A 14,210-nucleotide genomic window follows, 5' to 3' on the forward strand; every position below is an offset into this window, starting at 1 on the left:
ACACGTAAAATTCAATTAATCATGGTCTTGTGCTACCTTACCTTCTTTTGGCTTTATTTAATCTACCCTCAGGCTGATAGTTATATTGAACAAAGGGCTGTGCAGAATTTTAAAGTTATTGACTTCGATGAGTTTGAATCTACGATCAACAACCCCTCTGAAAAATTAAGAATATTTAATTTTTGGGCGACATGGTGTGCACCTTGCATCAAGGAAATGCCTTATTTCGAATCAGTCAAAAGTCAGGATCCCGATTTGGAATTGTTTTTCATATCTATGGATGATGGAAGAAATCCTGAGCGAGTCACCAATTTTATTTCAAAACGAAAAATCAAGGCTCCGGTCTATTTATTAGATGAAGTCAATTTTAATAAATGGATAGGAAAAGTTGATAGGGATTGGTCGGGAGCTATTCCTGCCACCTTATTTATAAAACCTGACGGAAGCAGGAGTTTCCACGAAGGTGAAGTCAGTGAAGAAGAATTGAAACAACTCATCAAACAACAAAAATAATTCGGTATGAAAAAGTCAATCTTATTATCAATCGGTCTTTTGATTTTGATGGTATTTTCCATTGAAATCAAGGCACATGGTGGGGGTTATCAGGTTGGGGATAAAGCCTCAGATTTCAACCTTAAAAGTGTCGATGGCAGTATGGTTTCACTCAGTGGATTGGAAGGCGCAAAAGGTGCAATCGTGATATTTTCATGCAATACCTGTCCTTACGTAGTGGCCTATCAGGACAGGATGATAGACTTGCATAATGACTATTCGTCTAAAGGATATCCGGTAATAGCCATTAATTCCAATGATGAAAAAATAAGTCCCGGAGATAGCTTCAAAAAAATGCAGGAAAGGTCAAAAGACAAGAAATTTCCTTTTCCATACCTATATGACCAAAGTCAGGAGGTGATCAAAGCTTATGGAGGAACTAAAACTCCACATGTCTATCTCTTACACAAAGAAGGTGGAGCATACAATGTGAAGTATATCGGTGCTATCGACAATAATTACCAGGATGCTTCTGCGGTGACGGAAAAATATGTAGAAGATGCCTTGGATGCCGTCATAAATGGTAAAAAAGTGGCTGTCGAATCGACAAAAGCCATTGGATGCTCCATCAAATGGACTAAAAAATAGGGATAAAAAAAGCCCATGGTATTTTTACCATGGGCTTTACATTTATACAGCTTTCGCTTTGTCCATTTGGTAAAGGATGTCTTCATAGTCCAATTTGTCCCAGTTTTGGGAAATCAATGGGCTTGACATTACTTTATCCATGATTTTTTCCTGCAATTTTCCCTGAGCGAATGCTTCTGAATACGGCATGTTAGAGAAAGTGACCATCGTATAGAGAGGAACCCAATCTTTGGGATAAAGGCTATGCAACTTGGCTTCTATTTTTTTTCTAATCTGAAATTTTGGATCTGCCACCGAATTTTTCATTTCTTCGAAATTCTCCAAGGCGAGTTGACAAATGGCATCTGTATCTTTCTTTCTCTTTTTTTGGAATTTGGCAAAAACCAGTTCCCAAGCATTGGTTCCAAATTTTTCGATCAATTCATCCAAAATGAAACAATCCTCAAAACCGCAATTCATACCCTGTCCATAAAAGGGAACCATGGCATGGGAGGCATCCCCAATAAGTAGGGCACTTTTGAGCATCCAAGGATAGCATTCAATATTGATCAATGCAGAAGTTGGGTTATTGAAATATTGCTCCTTCAATTTTGGCATTATTTGGTAAGCATCATCAAAGTAAGTCTCAAAAATACCTGCTACATCCTTCTCGTCCCTGATATTCTCAAAACTCACCCTTTCCCCTTCGAACGGCAGAAAAAGTGTGCAGGTAAATGATTTATCCGGATTGGGAAGTGCTATCAGCATAAAACTTCCTCTTGGCCAGATATGGAGGGCATTGGGATCCATGGCAAATTCACCTTCAGCGGTTGCCGGGATGCTCAATTCCTTGTACCCGTGGGTGATATATTCCTGCTTGAAGTCAAATCGGACTTGCTTCAACATGGCATTTCTCAAAGCTGAATAGGCACCATCGGATCCTATAATTACATTGGAGGATATTTTTTCTTTGTTCCCTTCAGGATCAGCTACCAACAGTTCATTGGACCTAAGATCTACCTCCTCGATCCTATGTCCGAAATTATGCTTTACCCCTAATTTTTCCGCTTCATCTATCAACAGATGGGTAAATCTGCCACGGGATATGGAGTATATCGCCTGACCTTCTTTTCCGTATGGAATAAAACTTGTCTTGCCATGTTCATCATGGATTTTTCTTCCATACATTGGAATGGTCAAAGGAAGTACTTTTTCTTTTAACCCGGCTTTTTCCAAGGCATTCCAACCCCTATCGCTCAAGGCCATGTTGATGGATCTTCCTTCTTCCTGGTATTGCCCTTTTCGGTTGTCAGGTCTTTTCTCGTAAACATTTACATCAAGACCCCTTCTCTTTAAATATATACTCAACAATGATCCGATAAGACCGGAACCAAGGATGCTGATTTCATTTTTTTTCATGGTTTGAGAGATACTATCCGCTTGGTTAAGCTAATTTGTGAAGGGATTGTTCTAAGATTTTTGCAAACCTAAAAACATCCAGATAGCTGTTATATAATGGTGTGGGTGCGATTCTTATGACGTTTGGATGTCTCCAATCTCCGACGATGGCATTTTGATACAGCTCATCAAAGACTGCTTTTCCTCCTTTTTTGACCAACAAAGATAATTGACAGCCCCTTTCATTTTTGTTTTTTGGCGTAATTATTTCAATTACAGCACGATCTCTGTTGATCTGTCCAATCAAAAACTCCAAATACCCTGTCAATAGTTCACTTTTTGCCCTGAGTTGTCCCATGCCTGCTTCCTGAAAAATATCCAAGGATGCCTGATGTGCCGCCAAAGCAAGCACATTGGAATTGGCTAGTTGCCAACCGTCAGCACCGAACATGGGTTTAAAGCCCTTTTCCATCTTAAACCGCTCTCCTTCATCATGTCCCCACCAGCCTGCAAACCTCGGCAAATCTGGACTCTCGGCATGGCGCTCATGGACAAAAATCCCTGAGATATTCCCAGGCCCTGAATTCATGTATTTGTAACTGCACCAAGTGGCAAAATCTACTCCCCATTCATGAAGATGTAGTGGGATATTTCCTGCAGCATGGGCCAGGTCAAATCCCACTTTTGCTCCGGCAGCATGACCTGCAGCAGTGATTGCTTCCATGTCAAAAACCTGCCCCGTATAATATTGCAATCCCGACATCATGACCAAAGCCAATTGGTCTTTATGGTCAGAGATGACTTTCAGGATATCTTCTGTCCGTAGGGTATATTCTCCTTCCCTTGGTTCTAATTCAATAATTGCATCCTTTGGATCAAGAAAATGAAACTTGACCTGCGTCTCTAGCATGTACATGTCAGATGGAAAAGCACCTGCTTCGGTGATGATTTTGAAGCGATCTTTGGAAGGTTGGTAAAATGAAACCATCAAAAAATGAAGGTTTGAGCTCAGGTTATTCATGGCTACTACCTCATGTTCATGGGCACCGACAATTTCTGCCAAAGCGGGTTTGGATTTTTTGCGGACATGGTACCAGGCATCTTCTCCATGAAAATGTCCATCTACTGCCATTTCAGCCCAATTGTCCAATTCTTTTTGGATATATTCTTTGGTGGTTTTGGGTTGTAACCCAAGGGAATTACCACAAAAATAAATCGCCTCACGACCACCAACTTTTGGAAAATAAAATCGGGAACGGAAGCTTTTCAATGGATCTTTTTCGTCCATTTCCCGAGCAAATGCTTCTGAAAAGCTATAGTTAGTGTTATCCATTTTTTGAAAATCAATGAAATAAAGTCGTGTTCGTTTAACCAAGTTCTCAGGAATAGGTTTCTTACAATCTTCAAAAATACCATGTTTCCTTTTTGAAAAAAACCGATTTGATTTCGGTGGTAGTATCTGAATCTGTATTTTGCACAAAAATAGATAACCCATGTCCAAAGAAATAATCTTTTCAAGTGATGCCCCTGCGCCAATAGGGCCATATAGCCAAGCCATTAAAATAGGAAATACACTCTATCTGTCAGGTCAGATTGCCTTGGATCCAGTGACCGGCGAATTGATCAACGAAAACATTACCGAAGAGACTCATGCTGTAATGAAAAACATGGATGCGGTTTTGAGAGCAGGAGGTTTCACTTTTGCTGACGTGGTCAAATGCACGATTTTCATCAGAGATATGGGTGAGTTTGGCACCATCAATGAAGCTTACGGCCAATATTTCAAATCAAATCCTCCTGCAAGGGAAACAGTAGAAGTCAGTAAGCTTCCCAAAAATGTAAATGTGGAGATTTCCTGCATAGCAGCTAGAAGTGAACCTACCCTTTCAACGGTTCAATTATTAAATCCATAAAATCCTCAGCGTTACATCTAACTATTTGTATTGACTTGAGTTAGGTTGCAATGAATCCATTTCCCAATCATAGCGAAGTCCTAGTCTCCGCCTTGTCCAAAAAGGAAGTGGAAGTAAGATTGAAAAAAGTAACCCATGACATCAACTTTTTGGATTATGAACAAAGACTTCAAAAAGGTTTTAAGTTCAATGGGCAAGTGGGCAAGGATGCATTCAGACTTTCCTTGGCCATAGATAATCCTGACAGTTTTTTACCTTTGATTTTGGGAAAAATAGAAGGTACTCCAAAAGGCTGCATCCTTTTTCTGCAATACAAGCTGTTCCCTAGTTCCACGTTTTTCTTGGGGTTTTGGACCGTAGTGACATTAGCTTTGACAGTATTCTTTGGATTTATTTCTCATAAGCCAGCTTACGCGGCATTCTGTTTCCTTGCCTGTGTGGGCAATTATTTATTTGTCTGGAATTATTTCAAAAGAAAAATCAGCATTTCGAAGGGTATTTTTCATGAAATTCTTAACCTTAATTTGAAGGATTAATTCCCCCATTCTTTATGTATTCTTCCACACAGGTAGTATTTTAGCAGACTGAAAAATAACCACGTAAAATAATATGAGCATCAGGATAGAAAAAGATACGATGGGGCCTGTGGAGGTTCCTGCTGACAAATATTGGGGAGCACAAACCCAAAGATCCATCAACAATTTCAAAATCGGCGGAGAAAGAAACCGCATGCCGATCGAAATCATCAGGGCCTTTGCGATCCTCAAAAAATCCGCTGCCATTACCAATGCCGAGCTCGGCGTATTGACACAGGACAAAGCTGACATCATTGCCAAAGTCTGCGATGAGATATTGACAGGACAACATGACGATCAGTTTCCACTGGTGATCTGGCAAACAGGTTCAGGCACACAGTCCAACATGAACGCCAACGAAGTAATCGCCTACAGGGCACATGTGCTTCTGGGAGGTTCATTGGAAGATGCCAAAAAGAAAATTCACCCCAACGACGATGTGAACAAATCACAGTCATCCAACGATACATTTCCTACAGCGATGCATATCGCGGCTTACAAAATGGTAATGGAAACAACCATTCCCGGAGTTGAACTACTCAAAAATACGCTGAAAGCAAAATCCGAGGAATTTATGGGTGTAGTCAAAATCGGCAGGACACACTTTATGGATGCCACGCCGCTTACTTTGGGTCAGGAGTTTTCGGGCTATGTCGCCCAACTTGAACACGGACTGAAAGCTCTGAGAAATACCTTGCCTCACTTGTCAGAACTCGCCCTTGGCGGAACTGCAGTAGGAACCGGATTGAATACTCCCGCAGGTTATTCTGAATTGGTAGCTGAAAAAATCGCCCAATTCTCCGGTCAGCCGATGGTCACTGCACCCAATAAATTTGAAGCACTTGCGGCCCATGACGGCATCGTGGAAACACATGGAGCCTTGAAGCAATTGGCTGTGAGTCTGATGAAAATTGCCAACGACATCAGGATGCTTTCATCTGGTCCAAGATCAGGAATCGGTGAAATCCTGATCCCTGAGAATGAACCCGGTTCATCCATCATGCCGGGCAAAGTCAATCCAACCCAAGTGGAAGCAATCACCATGGTCGCGGCACAGGTGATGGGAAATGACGTGGCAATATCCATCGGCGGATCCAACGGACATTTTGAACTGAATGTCTTCAAACCGATGATGATTGCCAACTTCCTCCAATCCGCCAGGTTGATCGGAGATGCCTGTGTGTCCTTCAATGACAACTGCGCCATCGGCATTGAGCCAAACACAGCATTTATCAAGAGACATTTAGAGAATTCCCTGATGTTGGTGACGGCGTTAAATCCTTATATCGGTTATGAAAACGCTGCTGCCATCGCCAAGAAAGCCCATAAAGAAGGCACTAGCCTGAGAGAAGCGGCTTTGGATTTGGGTTTGTTGACCAATGAGCAATTTGACGAATGGGTGAAGCCGGAGGACATGATCGGCAGTTTAAAATAAAAAATCAATTTACCCCTATATGAAAAAAACGAATATTTTGATGACTTCAGCCGCTGCGCTGCTCCTGTTTTCCACCACCCCTACTTTTGCTGAAAGCAAAGACAAAAAAGAACCCAAAGTATTGACTGCTGAAGAGCAGGTAAAACTTGAGGAAATAGAAGCGCGGGTTCTTGAAATCCGGGATATGAAATTATCCAATCTTGAGAAAGCCGAAAAAGCTGAAATCAAAGCGGAACTGAAAAGCCTCGAAGAAGAAGCCAAAGCCCTCAATGGAAGCGGACTTTACATTTCCACAGGGGCTTTGATTATCATTATCATCCTTTTGATTATTCTTATTTAAAACAGTCAGCACTTCAGATTCAAAGCTGAGAGGTAATCAAAGCTTTTTTGAAGGGAATTTGGGGGATCAGGAGTCAGGTAAATTTCTAATGGAGAAATTGCTTGGCTCCTGATTTTTTTTACTCACATTGCATTTTTGCATTCATAAGTAACTCCTTTTCAGTAGTTCCCATTATTTTGGGTTTCCGTTTGTGTACTACGGATTTTCATTTGATAACTTTTGAATGAACCAAAAAATAATAAAGACATTGGGTCAACTATCTATGGTTTTCAAATATTTCTTCACCTTGATGGATCGCAAAAATATAATTGTGAGCAGAACTATCCATATAATTTGATTGAAACCGATTTGAAACACAGTCCTTTTATTCCATCCCAAATCAGGGATAAAGGCTACAAGAACCCAAAGCAAAAGAGCCAAGTGCCCGATGATCCCCCCTAAAATTAAATATTGCCAACTGATCGGGTAAAATGCACTCATAAAAATCAGAAATCCAAGAATCATCCCAAAGATCCCAAAGACATTGGTATTCGATTCGGCAAGGTAGTCCGGATTCATGGACAGCCATTTCAAAAAGTCTTCCCCGAAGTATCGGAAGAAAGCCGACCAGGCAAAGGTGTACATTCCTGTAAGCAATAGCAGTCCCCGCAGCGGCATTGGGAAACTTGGTGTAATGCTGTTTTTGTCCATAATCTAAATTGGCTATATTCCTCGAAAATAACATTTATCCACTCGGATAGGTTTTTTCCAAAACGTAAATCTACATGAAGAGAAGTATAAATAAGAACCAGATAGGTTTAATTGTAGGGGGAATACTTCTCCTGTCTGCCGGATTTGTCGGTGGCAAAATGATGGCGGACATCACTCCCGAAAACATTGCCAACGCCGAAGTTCTGATCGGACTTGAATTTTCTTCGGCTGAAAGGGACAGCATGAACCGCAACCTCACCAATTACAGGTCGAGTTACGAGACCATGCGCAAGCAGCCGATCACCAATAACGTGGCTCCGGCCATTGGCTTCAATCCCCTTCCCCATGGTTTTGTACCAAACCAAATTCAGGAAATTAGTGATTGGGGCATACCTGCCAATGTCAGTTTGCCCAATAAGGAAGCCGATATCGCTTACATGTCTGTGGCCGAACTTTCCTCTTTGATCAAAAGCAAAAAACTGACCTCGGAAAGATTGACCAAAATCTACCTCGATAGGATCAAAACTTATTCTGATACGCTTCAGTGCCTCATCACCCTGATGGAAACTGAAGGCATGCAAAAAGCCAAAGCCATGGATGCCGAGCTTGCAAAAGGAATCTACCGTGGCCCGCTGCATGGTATTCCTTATGGCATCAAGGATTTGTTGGCAGTAAAAGGTACCAAAACCACTTGGGGCGCCATGCCCTACAAGGATCAGACGATCGATCAAACTGCCACGGTGGTAGAAAAACTCAATGAAGCAGGCGCTGTCTTGGTGGGTAAATTTACCTTGGGCGCCTTGGCTATGGGAGATGTGTGGTATGGAGGCGTAACCAAAAATCCCTGGAACATGAAGAAAGGTTCGAGCGGTTCATCAGCGGGTTCTGCCTCCGCGGTAAGTGCGGGATTAGTGCCTTTTGCGATCGGAACCGAAACACTCGGTAGCATCGTCTCCCCTTCTACAAGGAATGGCGTGACGGGATTGAGACCTACCTTTGGAAGGGTAAGCCGTCACGGAGCCATGGCGCTGAGTTGGAGCATGGACAAAATCGGTCCTATCTCTAGGTCTGCATTGGACAACGGTATCGTGCTTTCGGTCATCAACGGATTTGACTCCAAAGACAAAAGTACCATCGCGGCTGCCTTTCAATACAATACCAAAAAGTCCATCAAAGAACTTAAGATCGGGTATTTTGCTTCTTTCTTCGAAGGAACAAGGGCCAACATTGACAAAGACCAAAAAGTATTGGAAGACCTCAGGGCGATGGGATTGGAACTTCATCCTGTCGAACTCAATACTTCTGTCGATCCGAGCAGCATGCTGATATCGCTATATGTGGAAGGTGCCGCAGCTTTTGATGACCTTACTAGGCTGAATCTCGATGACCAACTTGTCGCTCAAAACCGGAATGCTTGGCCAAATCTTTTTCGGGCAGCAAGGTTTATCCCTGCAGTCGAATACATTCAGGCCAACAGGTACCGAAGCATTTTGATCGAAGAGATGCACGCCTTGTTTCAGGAATATGATGTGATCGTGACACCCTCTTTTGCAGGAAATCAACTTCAGATCACCAACCTGACCGGACATCCTGCCCTTTGTATGCCAAACGGTTTTGCTGAAAACGGCAGCCCGACTTCCATTACTTTTCTCGCCAATCTTTTTGACGAAGAAAAATTGATCATGCTGGGAAAAGCCTATCAGGAAAAAACCGACTGGCAGCAAAAGAGACCTCCATTTTTTGACAAATAGAAATCCATCCAAACCCCAATGGAAAGAAATACCTACGATGTGGCGGTGATCGGCTTGGGAGCTTTGGGCTCCTCGACCCTTTGGCAATTGAGCAAATCAGGTAAAAGGATTCTTGGTATTGACCAGTTTTCACCTCCACATACCATGGGTTCTTCACATGGGGAAACGAGGATTACCAGACTTGCAGTGGGCGAAGGAATGGATTTTGTGCCAATTGTAAAAAGGTCCCATGAAATTTGGAAAGATCTTGAATCCCAAACCGGGACTTCCATCATGACGACCACAGGAGGTTTGCTTTTTGATTCCGGAATCCAAAGTTGGGCGAAGCATGGCTCGGAAGGTTTTTTCGAAAGGACAGTGACATTCGCCCAAGAAGAAAACATTCCCTATGAGGTTTTTGATGCCGTAGAACTCCAAAATCGCTTTTCGGAATTCAACTTGGAAGAGAGCGGCAAAGTCTATTTCGAGCCAAGCGCAGGATTTCTCAGACCAGAGTTGGCGATATCTACCCAACTCCAACTGGCAGAACAAAACGGCGCAGTCATCAAAACCCATACAAAAGTTTTGGGTATATCTCCCTTACCGGGTGGCGGGGTGCAGATCCAAACCAACCAAGGGACATTCGAAGCTGCCCGTGCAGTCATCAGCGCAGGTCCGTGGGTGAAGGATTTCCTCCCCTCTTTCGTCAAGACCCAATTCAAAATTTGCAGACAGATCCTGCATTGGATTCCCAAAAATGGAGAAGCTTTTGAATTGGGAAAAACTCCGGTATTCATGTGGGGATTTGGAGCCGGTCCGGAGGATTTTATCTACGGTTTCCCTTCTTTGGATGGCGCTACGATCAAAGTCGCCTCGGAATCATTTTTGGAAAGGAACCATCCCGACACGATTTTGAGGGATGTTTCAGAGGCAGAACAAAGTGATTTTATCCAAAATAAAATCGCCAACCGATTTTACCACATAGAAAAAAAGGTAGTCCAATCCAAAGTCTGTATCTACACTGTCACTTCAGATTCGTATTTTGTGGTGGATGAATTACCTGATTTTCCGGAGGTCTTGGTGGCATCGGCTTGCAGCGGTCATGGGTTCAAGCATTCCGCCGGACTCGGAGAAGGCATTGCAGCTAAAATCCTTGGAAAGAAGGCGGGGTTTGATTTGGGGGTTTTTGGGTGGAGGGAATATTAAAAATTATAGGATATCCGCTTCTTTGCCAGTGACCCAATATTCTTCTTCAGTCGGGACGGATCCCGCTATCGGGACGGAAGACCGAAGACCGATGTAGCCGGAAATTCAAGCTTTATCCAAGAATTTTATAAATAACCACATTACTTGGATCATTTGCTAAATCCAAATTGGTTGATATTGTTTTGTTTACATAACTTTTATTGGCCTTTAAGGCTTTTCACATAATAGCGCAATGGATTTCAGATTCTGCAAACTGCAAACTGAATACTGAATACTGAACACTCTAATACAAAGCCACTATTTCAAAACTGCATTAACTGCTTACTGCAAATTATCTTTCAACCATTTATCCAAAACAGGTGTCACAGAATACTTAACTCCTTTGTATTGCTCCGGAGGTGAGGTGTCCAAGGCTTTTCTGACTTCGAGGATGGCAGGATAGAAATCCATTCCCTGTCCGGCAAGCTGCCCATCAACCACACGGAGTAACCTTTCGATCCCAAAATGATCAAATGTCCAATCCTGCAGGTTGTCCGCATTGGGGATGGCCATCCTGATATCCGCTGCCATCTGCAGGATGCTGAGTCGGACCGGCTCGGTAAATAATGCCGGATGGTCCACCGAGTTGCCATCCAAAAAATCATAAGCATATTGGTAATTGAATTCAGACACCAGAATCCCGATCAATTCACTTTCCCAATCAGGTCTTGATTTGATTTTTGCCACTGCCGCCTCCCTTATCTCCGCCTCGTGATACCTTCCGGTGAGCGGCAAAATCCCAAGGATACTTTGGGTAGAATCCAAGTCTGCTATTTCCCGCATGAAAGTATCATATTGCTCTTTGTCCCGTGTCTGGATTTGGGAAATCATTTCTTTTTGCTGCTTACTTTGATAGACAAGCCAATCAACCAACATGCCGATCGTAAAGACAAGACTGAACAAAAATCCTATGGAGAAAAAGATTCTGACGGGTGCAAAACTTGGCTCTTTCCCCAAAAAAAGCACCAGAAACGAGGGAATGAAAATCAACAAAGGAAACCAAATCAGGGAATTCATGTTGGCTAGCCAAGGGGAAAAACTCACTGCCTCAGTGATATTGTCCCATTTTAGTGCGGCTGAAAAAAACACAGTAATACCAAATGCGATGCAGAGTATTACTGCCAAAAGATTTCTCCAAAAAGGATCCTGAACGAAATTTCCAAAAACCCCAACGCTTGCCAATCCAACAAACAGACCAATACTGCTCAAGGCGAAGCCAAATCCCAGAAAAGCTAACCCCAGCGCATAACCCATGGCACTGTCTCCTCCCAAATTGGGCTTGGGATAATTCAGAAACAGCAGTCCAATATAGAATGCCAGTGCGAGTACAAATGAAAGTTTACCCATGATTTTACTGATTATGAGTTTTAAATTCGACTTTAATGGAATGGGCAATGTCTCAAATTTCACATGAAGGTCTGTGGCCTGTCTCCAGTAATCAGCCAACTATCCCCAATAACTCCAAGAATACGAAACAATCCCGATGGAATCAATTCGGGAATACTTTTCATAATTACCTGAAAATGATAACTATCATATTTTGGTAGAATTTTAATCACCGGACTTTAGGCTATTTTTCGCCCAGAAATGAATAATTTAGGGTTGTGAAAATCAGGTAAAATTTAATCAAAAAATATAAAATTCTGAACAAAGAAAGAATATGCTTTTTGGATTGAATTCATGGGTTTTTACAGCAAAAAAAACTTGCAATTAACTTTTAACCCCAAATTTTAACTTAAAAAAACAATCTGCTAAAATCAAGAAACTATGCTGACACAAATCAAAACTGAATTAAAGGACTGGGTGGATTCGATGACAAGCCACTTTGAGCCTGAAAACGTCCATTGGTGCGATGGTTCTGAACACGAGTATGATACACTTTGCCAAAAAATGGTAGACAAAGGAACCTTCATCAAGCTCAATCCTGAGAAGAGACCCAATAGTTTTGCCTGTTTTTCTGATCCAAGCGATGTGGCTAGGGTAGAAGACAAAACTTTTATCTGCAGCAGAAGAAAAGAAGATGCCGGACCGACCAATAACTGGATGAATCCGACAGAAATGAAGGAAATTTTAAACGGTCTCACTGCCAGCAGTATGAAAGGCAGGACGATGTATGTGATTCCTTTTTGCATGGGTCCTGTGGGTTCGCACCTTTCGAGATATGGGATTCAGATAACTGACAGTGAATACGTAGTGGTCAATATGAAGATCATGACACGGATGGGAGCTCCGATCTTGAAATACATCGATGAAAACTTTGTAAAATGTATCCATACCCTTGGGGCCCCATTGGAAGCAGGAAAGAAAGATGTCAAATGGCCCTGTAATCCTGCTGTCAAATATATTTCTCATTTCCCTGAAGAAAGATTGATCATCTCCTACGGAAGCGGCTATGGCGGAAATGCTCTTTTGGGTAAAAAATGCTTTGCTCTGCGGATCGCATCCACCATGGGTAGGGAAGAAGGATGGCTTGCCGAGCACATGCTGATTCTCGGAGTGGAAAGCCCACAAAAGGAAAAAAGTTATATCGCCGCGGCATTTCCAAGCGCTTGTGGCAAGACAAACTTTGCCATGATGATTCCCCCAAAGGAATTGGAAGGTTGGCGCATCACTACCATCGGAGATGACATTGCATGGGTTCACAAAGGAGACAACGGCAGGCTTCACGCCATCAATCCCGAGGCGGGATATTTTGGCGTAGCCCCCGGCACCAACTACAAGACCAATCCCAATGCCATGGAAAGCATACGGGCAAATACAATCTTTACCAATGTAGCTGTAACTGCAGACGGAGATGTATGGTGGGAAGGAATGACCAAAGAAGTGCCTGAAGGACTAACCGATTGGCATGGAAAACCTTTTGACAAAGCAAGTGGAAAACCTGCTGCCCATCCCAATTCAAGGTTTACAGCTCCGGCAAACCAAAACCCTGCGATAGATCCTGAGTGGAACAATGCCGAGGGCGTTCCCATCACTGCCTTTGTGTTTGGAGGAAGAAGAAGTACCACAATTCCTTTGGTATATCAGGCTTTCAACTGGAATTTTGGTGTGTACATGGCCGCTACTATGGGGTCAGAGACTACCGCAGCAGCTTTTGGCGAAGTAGGAAAAGTCAGAAGAGATCCATTTGCTATGTTGCCATTTATGGGCTACCACATGGGGGATTATTTTAACCATTGGCTGCAATTTGGCAGAGACCTGCAAAACGCTCCAAGGATCTTCGGGGTCAATTGGTTTAGAAAAGACGACGAGGGTAACTTCAGTTGGCCGGGATTCGGTGACAATATGCGAGTGCTGAAGTGGATCATCGGACGATGCAAAGGAAAGATTTCAGCTGTAGAATGTCCGATAGGCTGGAGACCAAGATACAAAGACATGGACTGGGAAGGCATGCATGATTTCAGCAAGGAGGATTTTGACAAGATCATGATGATTGAACCTGAGCTTTGGAAAACCGAATTGCTTGGCCACAGTGAGTTGTTCGAAAAAGCTTATGATAAAGTCCCAAAAGAGTTTTTCTTCATGAGGGAATTGCTACTGTCGGCACTTTGGAGATCTCCTGATAAAGTAGCCCTCGCCTCAGAGAGCGGCGACCACTAGGTTTTTTTCAATTCCAGTAATAAATCCCTGTGAGACTTTGATCTTGCAGGGATTTTTTGTTTTCCTTTCAAAGACAGTTTTCGCTCGGCGTCACCTGGAACATAGTGAAGAGGGCCCCCCTTCCGACAGCTACTTCAGACTTCCTGACTTCCAACTTCGTACCTT

13 protein-coding genes are annotated in these 14,210 nt (G+C 42.8%); 9 read left to right on the forward strand and 4 right to left on the reverse strand.

Features of this window, described 5'->3' with window-relative positions; translation table 11 throughout:
* The first annotated feature begins 21 nt into the window (after window positions 1-21).
* Together M3O96_RS13320 and M3O96_RS13325 are read left to right on the forward strand one after the other, a co-directional pair.
* The gene (locus M3O96_RS13320) at window positions 22-513 is read left to right on the forward strand and encodes a TlpA family protein disulfide reductase (protein WP_249721163.1); all 492 of its coding nucleotides are present in this window, start codon (window positions 22-24) and stop codon (window positions 511-513) included.
* A gap of 6 nt (window positions 514-519) precedes the next feature.
* Complete coding sequence (locus tag M3O96_RS13325; protein WP_249721164.1) at window positions 520-1,140, forward strand: thioredoxin family protein; 621 nt, start codon at window positions 520-522, stop codon at window positions 1,138-1,140.
* Between the two features lie 42 nt (window positions 1,141-1,182).
* On the opposite strand, the gene M3O96_RS13330 is transcribed toward M3O96_RS13325, so the two are convergent.
* Together M3O96_RS13330 and kynU are read right to left on the reverse strand one after the other, a co-directional pair.
* Window positions 1,183-2,538, reverse strand: coding sequence for an FAD-dependent oxidoreductase (locus tag M3O96_RS13330; protein WP_249721165.1), 1,356 nt, complete (start codon window positions 2,536-2,538; stop codon window positions 1,183-1,185).
* Between the two features lie 25 nt (window positions 2,539-2,563).
* On the reverse strand, window positions 2,564-3,850 hold the full coding sequence (gene kynU / locus M3O96_RS13335; protein WP_249721166.1) for a kynureninase: 1,287 nt from the start codon (window positions 3,848-3,850) through the stop codon (window positions 2,564-2,566).
* A 160-nt stretch (window positions 3,851-4,010) separates the two neighbouring features.
* Between kynU and M3O96_RS13340 the strand changes: the two genes are divergently transcribed.
* The 4 genes from M3O96_RS13340 (at window position 4,011) to M3O96_RS13355 (ending at window position 6,780) form a co-directional block, all read left to right on the forward strand.
* Window positions 4,011-4,430 (forward strand): RidA family protein, encoded by a 420-nt coding sequence (locus tag M3O96_RS13340; RefSeq protein WP_249721169.1) that lies wholly within the window; start codon window positions 4,011-4,013, stop codon window positions 4,428-4,430.
* 50 nt (window positions 4,431-4,480) lie between these two features.
* A complete protein-coding gene (locus M3O96_RS13345) occupies window positions 4,481-4,966 on the forward strand; it encodes a hypothetical protein (RefSeq protein WP_249721172.1) in 486 nt (161 codons plus the stop codon).
* A 73-nt stretch (window positions 4,967-5,039) separates the two neighbouring features.
* The gene (gene fumC, locus M3O96_RS13350; RefSeq protein WP_249721174.1) at window positions 5,040-6,440 is read left to right on the forward strand and encodes a class II fumarate hydratase; all 1,401 of its coding nucleotides are present in this window, start codon (window positions 5,040-5,042) and stop codon (window positions 6,438-6,440) included.
* A gap of 19 nt (window positions 6,441-6,459) precedes the next feature.
* Window positions 6,460-6,780 (forward strand): hypothetical protein, encoded by a 321-nt coding sequence (locus M3O96_RS13355; RefSeq protein WP_249721177.1) that lies wholly within the window; start codon window positions 6,460-6,462, stop codon window positions 6,778-6,780.
* Between the two features lie 252 nt (window positions 6,781-7,032).
* Here the strand turns inward: M3O96_RS13355 and M3O96_RS13360 are convergent, their stop codons facing one another.
* Complete coding sequence (locus tag M3O96_RS13360; protein ID WP_249721179.1) at window positions 7,033-7,470, reverse strand: hypothetical protein; 438 nt, start codon at window positions 7,468-7,470, stop codon at window positions 7,033-7,035.
* A 74-nt stretch (window positions 7,471-7,544) separates the two neighbouring features.
* Here M3O96_RS13360 and M3O96_RS13365 point away from each other — a divergent pair, with 74 nt between their 5' ends.
* A complete protein-coding gene (locus M3O96_RS13365) occupies window positions 7,545-9,221 on the forward strand; it encodes an amidase (RefSeq protein WP_249721181.1) in 1,677 nt (558 codons plus the stop codon).
* An 18-nt stretch (window positions 9,222-9,239) separates the two neighbouring features.
* Entirely contained in the window at window positions 9,240-10,406 is a 1,167-nt protein-coding gene (gene solA / locus M3O96_RS13370; RefSeq protein ID WP_249721184.1) for an N-methyl-L-tryptophan oxidase, read from the forward strand.
* A gap of 321 nt (window positions 10,407-10,727) precedes the next feature.
* Here the strand turns inward: solA and M3O96_RS13375 are convergent, their stop codons facing one another.
* The gene (locus M3O96_RS13375) at window positions 10,728-11,792 is read right to left on the reverse strand and encodes a YidH family protein (RefSeq protein ID WP_249721187.1); all 1,065 of its coding nucleotides are present in this window, start codon (window positions 11,790-11,792) and stop codon (window positions 10,728-10,730) included.
* Between the two features lie 420 nt (window positions 11,793-12,212).
* On the opposite strand from M3O96_RS13375, the gene M3O96_RS13380 reads away from it, so the two are divergent.
* Window positions 12,213-14,045, forward strand: coding sequence for a phosphoenolpyruvate carboxykinase (GTP) (locus M3O96_RS13380; RefSeq protein WP_249721190.1), 1,833 nt, complete (start codon window positions 12,213-12,215; stop codon window positions 14,043-14,045).
* Window positions 14,046-14,210: the final 165 nt, after the last annotated feature.

This window comes from Aquiflexum sp. TKW24L, from assembly GCF_023502205.1.
Lineage (GTDB): Bacteria > Bacteroidota > Bacteroidia > Cytophagales > Cyclobacteriaceae > Cognataquiflexum.

Bases quoted from the DNA above. Each gene is read 5' to 3' on its own strand.
- M3O96_RS13320 (WP_249721163.1), top strand. From the start codon at position 22: ATGGTCTTGTGCTACCTTACCTTCTTTTGGCTTTATTTAATCTACCCT.
- M3O96_RS13325 (WP_249721164.1), top strand. From the start codon at position 520: ATGAAAAAGTCAATCTTATTATCAATCGGTCTTTTGATTTTGATGGTA.
- M3O96_RS13330 (WP_249721165.1), bottom strand. From the start codon at position 2,538: ATGAAAAAAAATGAAATCAGCATCCTTGGTTCCGGTCTTATCGGATCA.
- kynU (WP_249721166.1), bottom strand. From the start codon at position 3,850: ATGGATAACACTAACTATAGCTTTTCAGAAGCATTTGCTCGGGAAATG.
- M3O96_RS13340 (WP_249721169.1), top strand. From the start codon at position 4,011: ATGTCCAAAGAAATAATCTTTTCAAGTGATGCCCCTGCGCCAATAGGG.
- M3O96_RS13345 (WP_249721172.1), top strand. From the start codon at position 4,481: ATGAATCCATTTCCCAATCATAGCGAAGTCCTAGTCTCCGCCTTGTCC.
- fumC (WP_249721174.1), top strand. From the start codon at position 5,040: ATGAGCATCAGGATAGAAAAAGATACGATGGGGCCTGTGGAGGTTCCT.
- M3O96_RS13355 (WP_249721177.1), top strand. From the start codon at position 6,460: ATGAAAAAAACGAATATTTTGATGACTTCAGCCGCTGCGCTGCTCCTG.
- M3O96_RS13360 (WP_249721179.1), bottom strand. From the start codon at position 7,470: ATGGACAAAAACAGCATTACACCAAGTTTCCCAATGCCGCTGCGGGGA.
- M3O96_RS13365 (WP_249721181.1), top strand. From the start codon at position 7,545: ATGAAGAGAAGTATAAATAAGAACCAGATAGGTTTAATTGTAGGGGGA.
- solA (WP_249721184.1), top strand. From the start codon at position 9,240: ATGGAAAGAAATACCTACGATGTGGCGGTGATCGGCTTGGGAGCTTTG.
- M3O96_RS13375 (WP_249721187.1), bottom strand. From the start codon at position 11,792: ATGGGTAAACTTTCATTTGTACTCGCACTGGCATTCTATATTGGACTG.
- M3O96_RS13380 (WP_249721190.1), top strand. From the start codon at position 12,213: ATGCTGACACAAATCAAAACTGAATTAAAGGACTGGGTGGATTCGATG.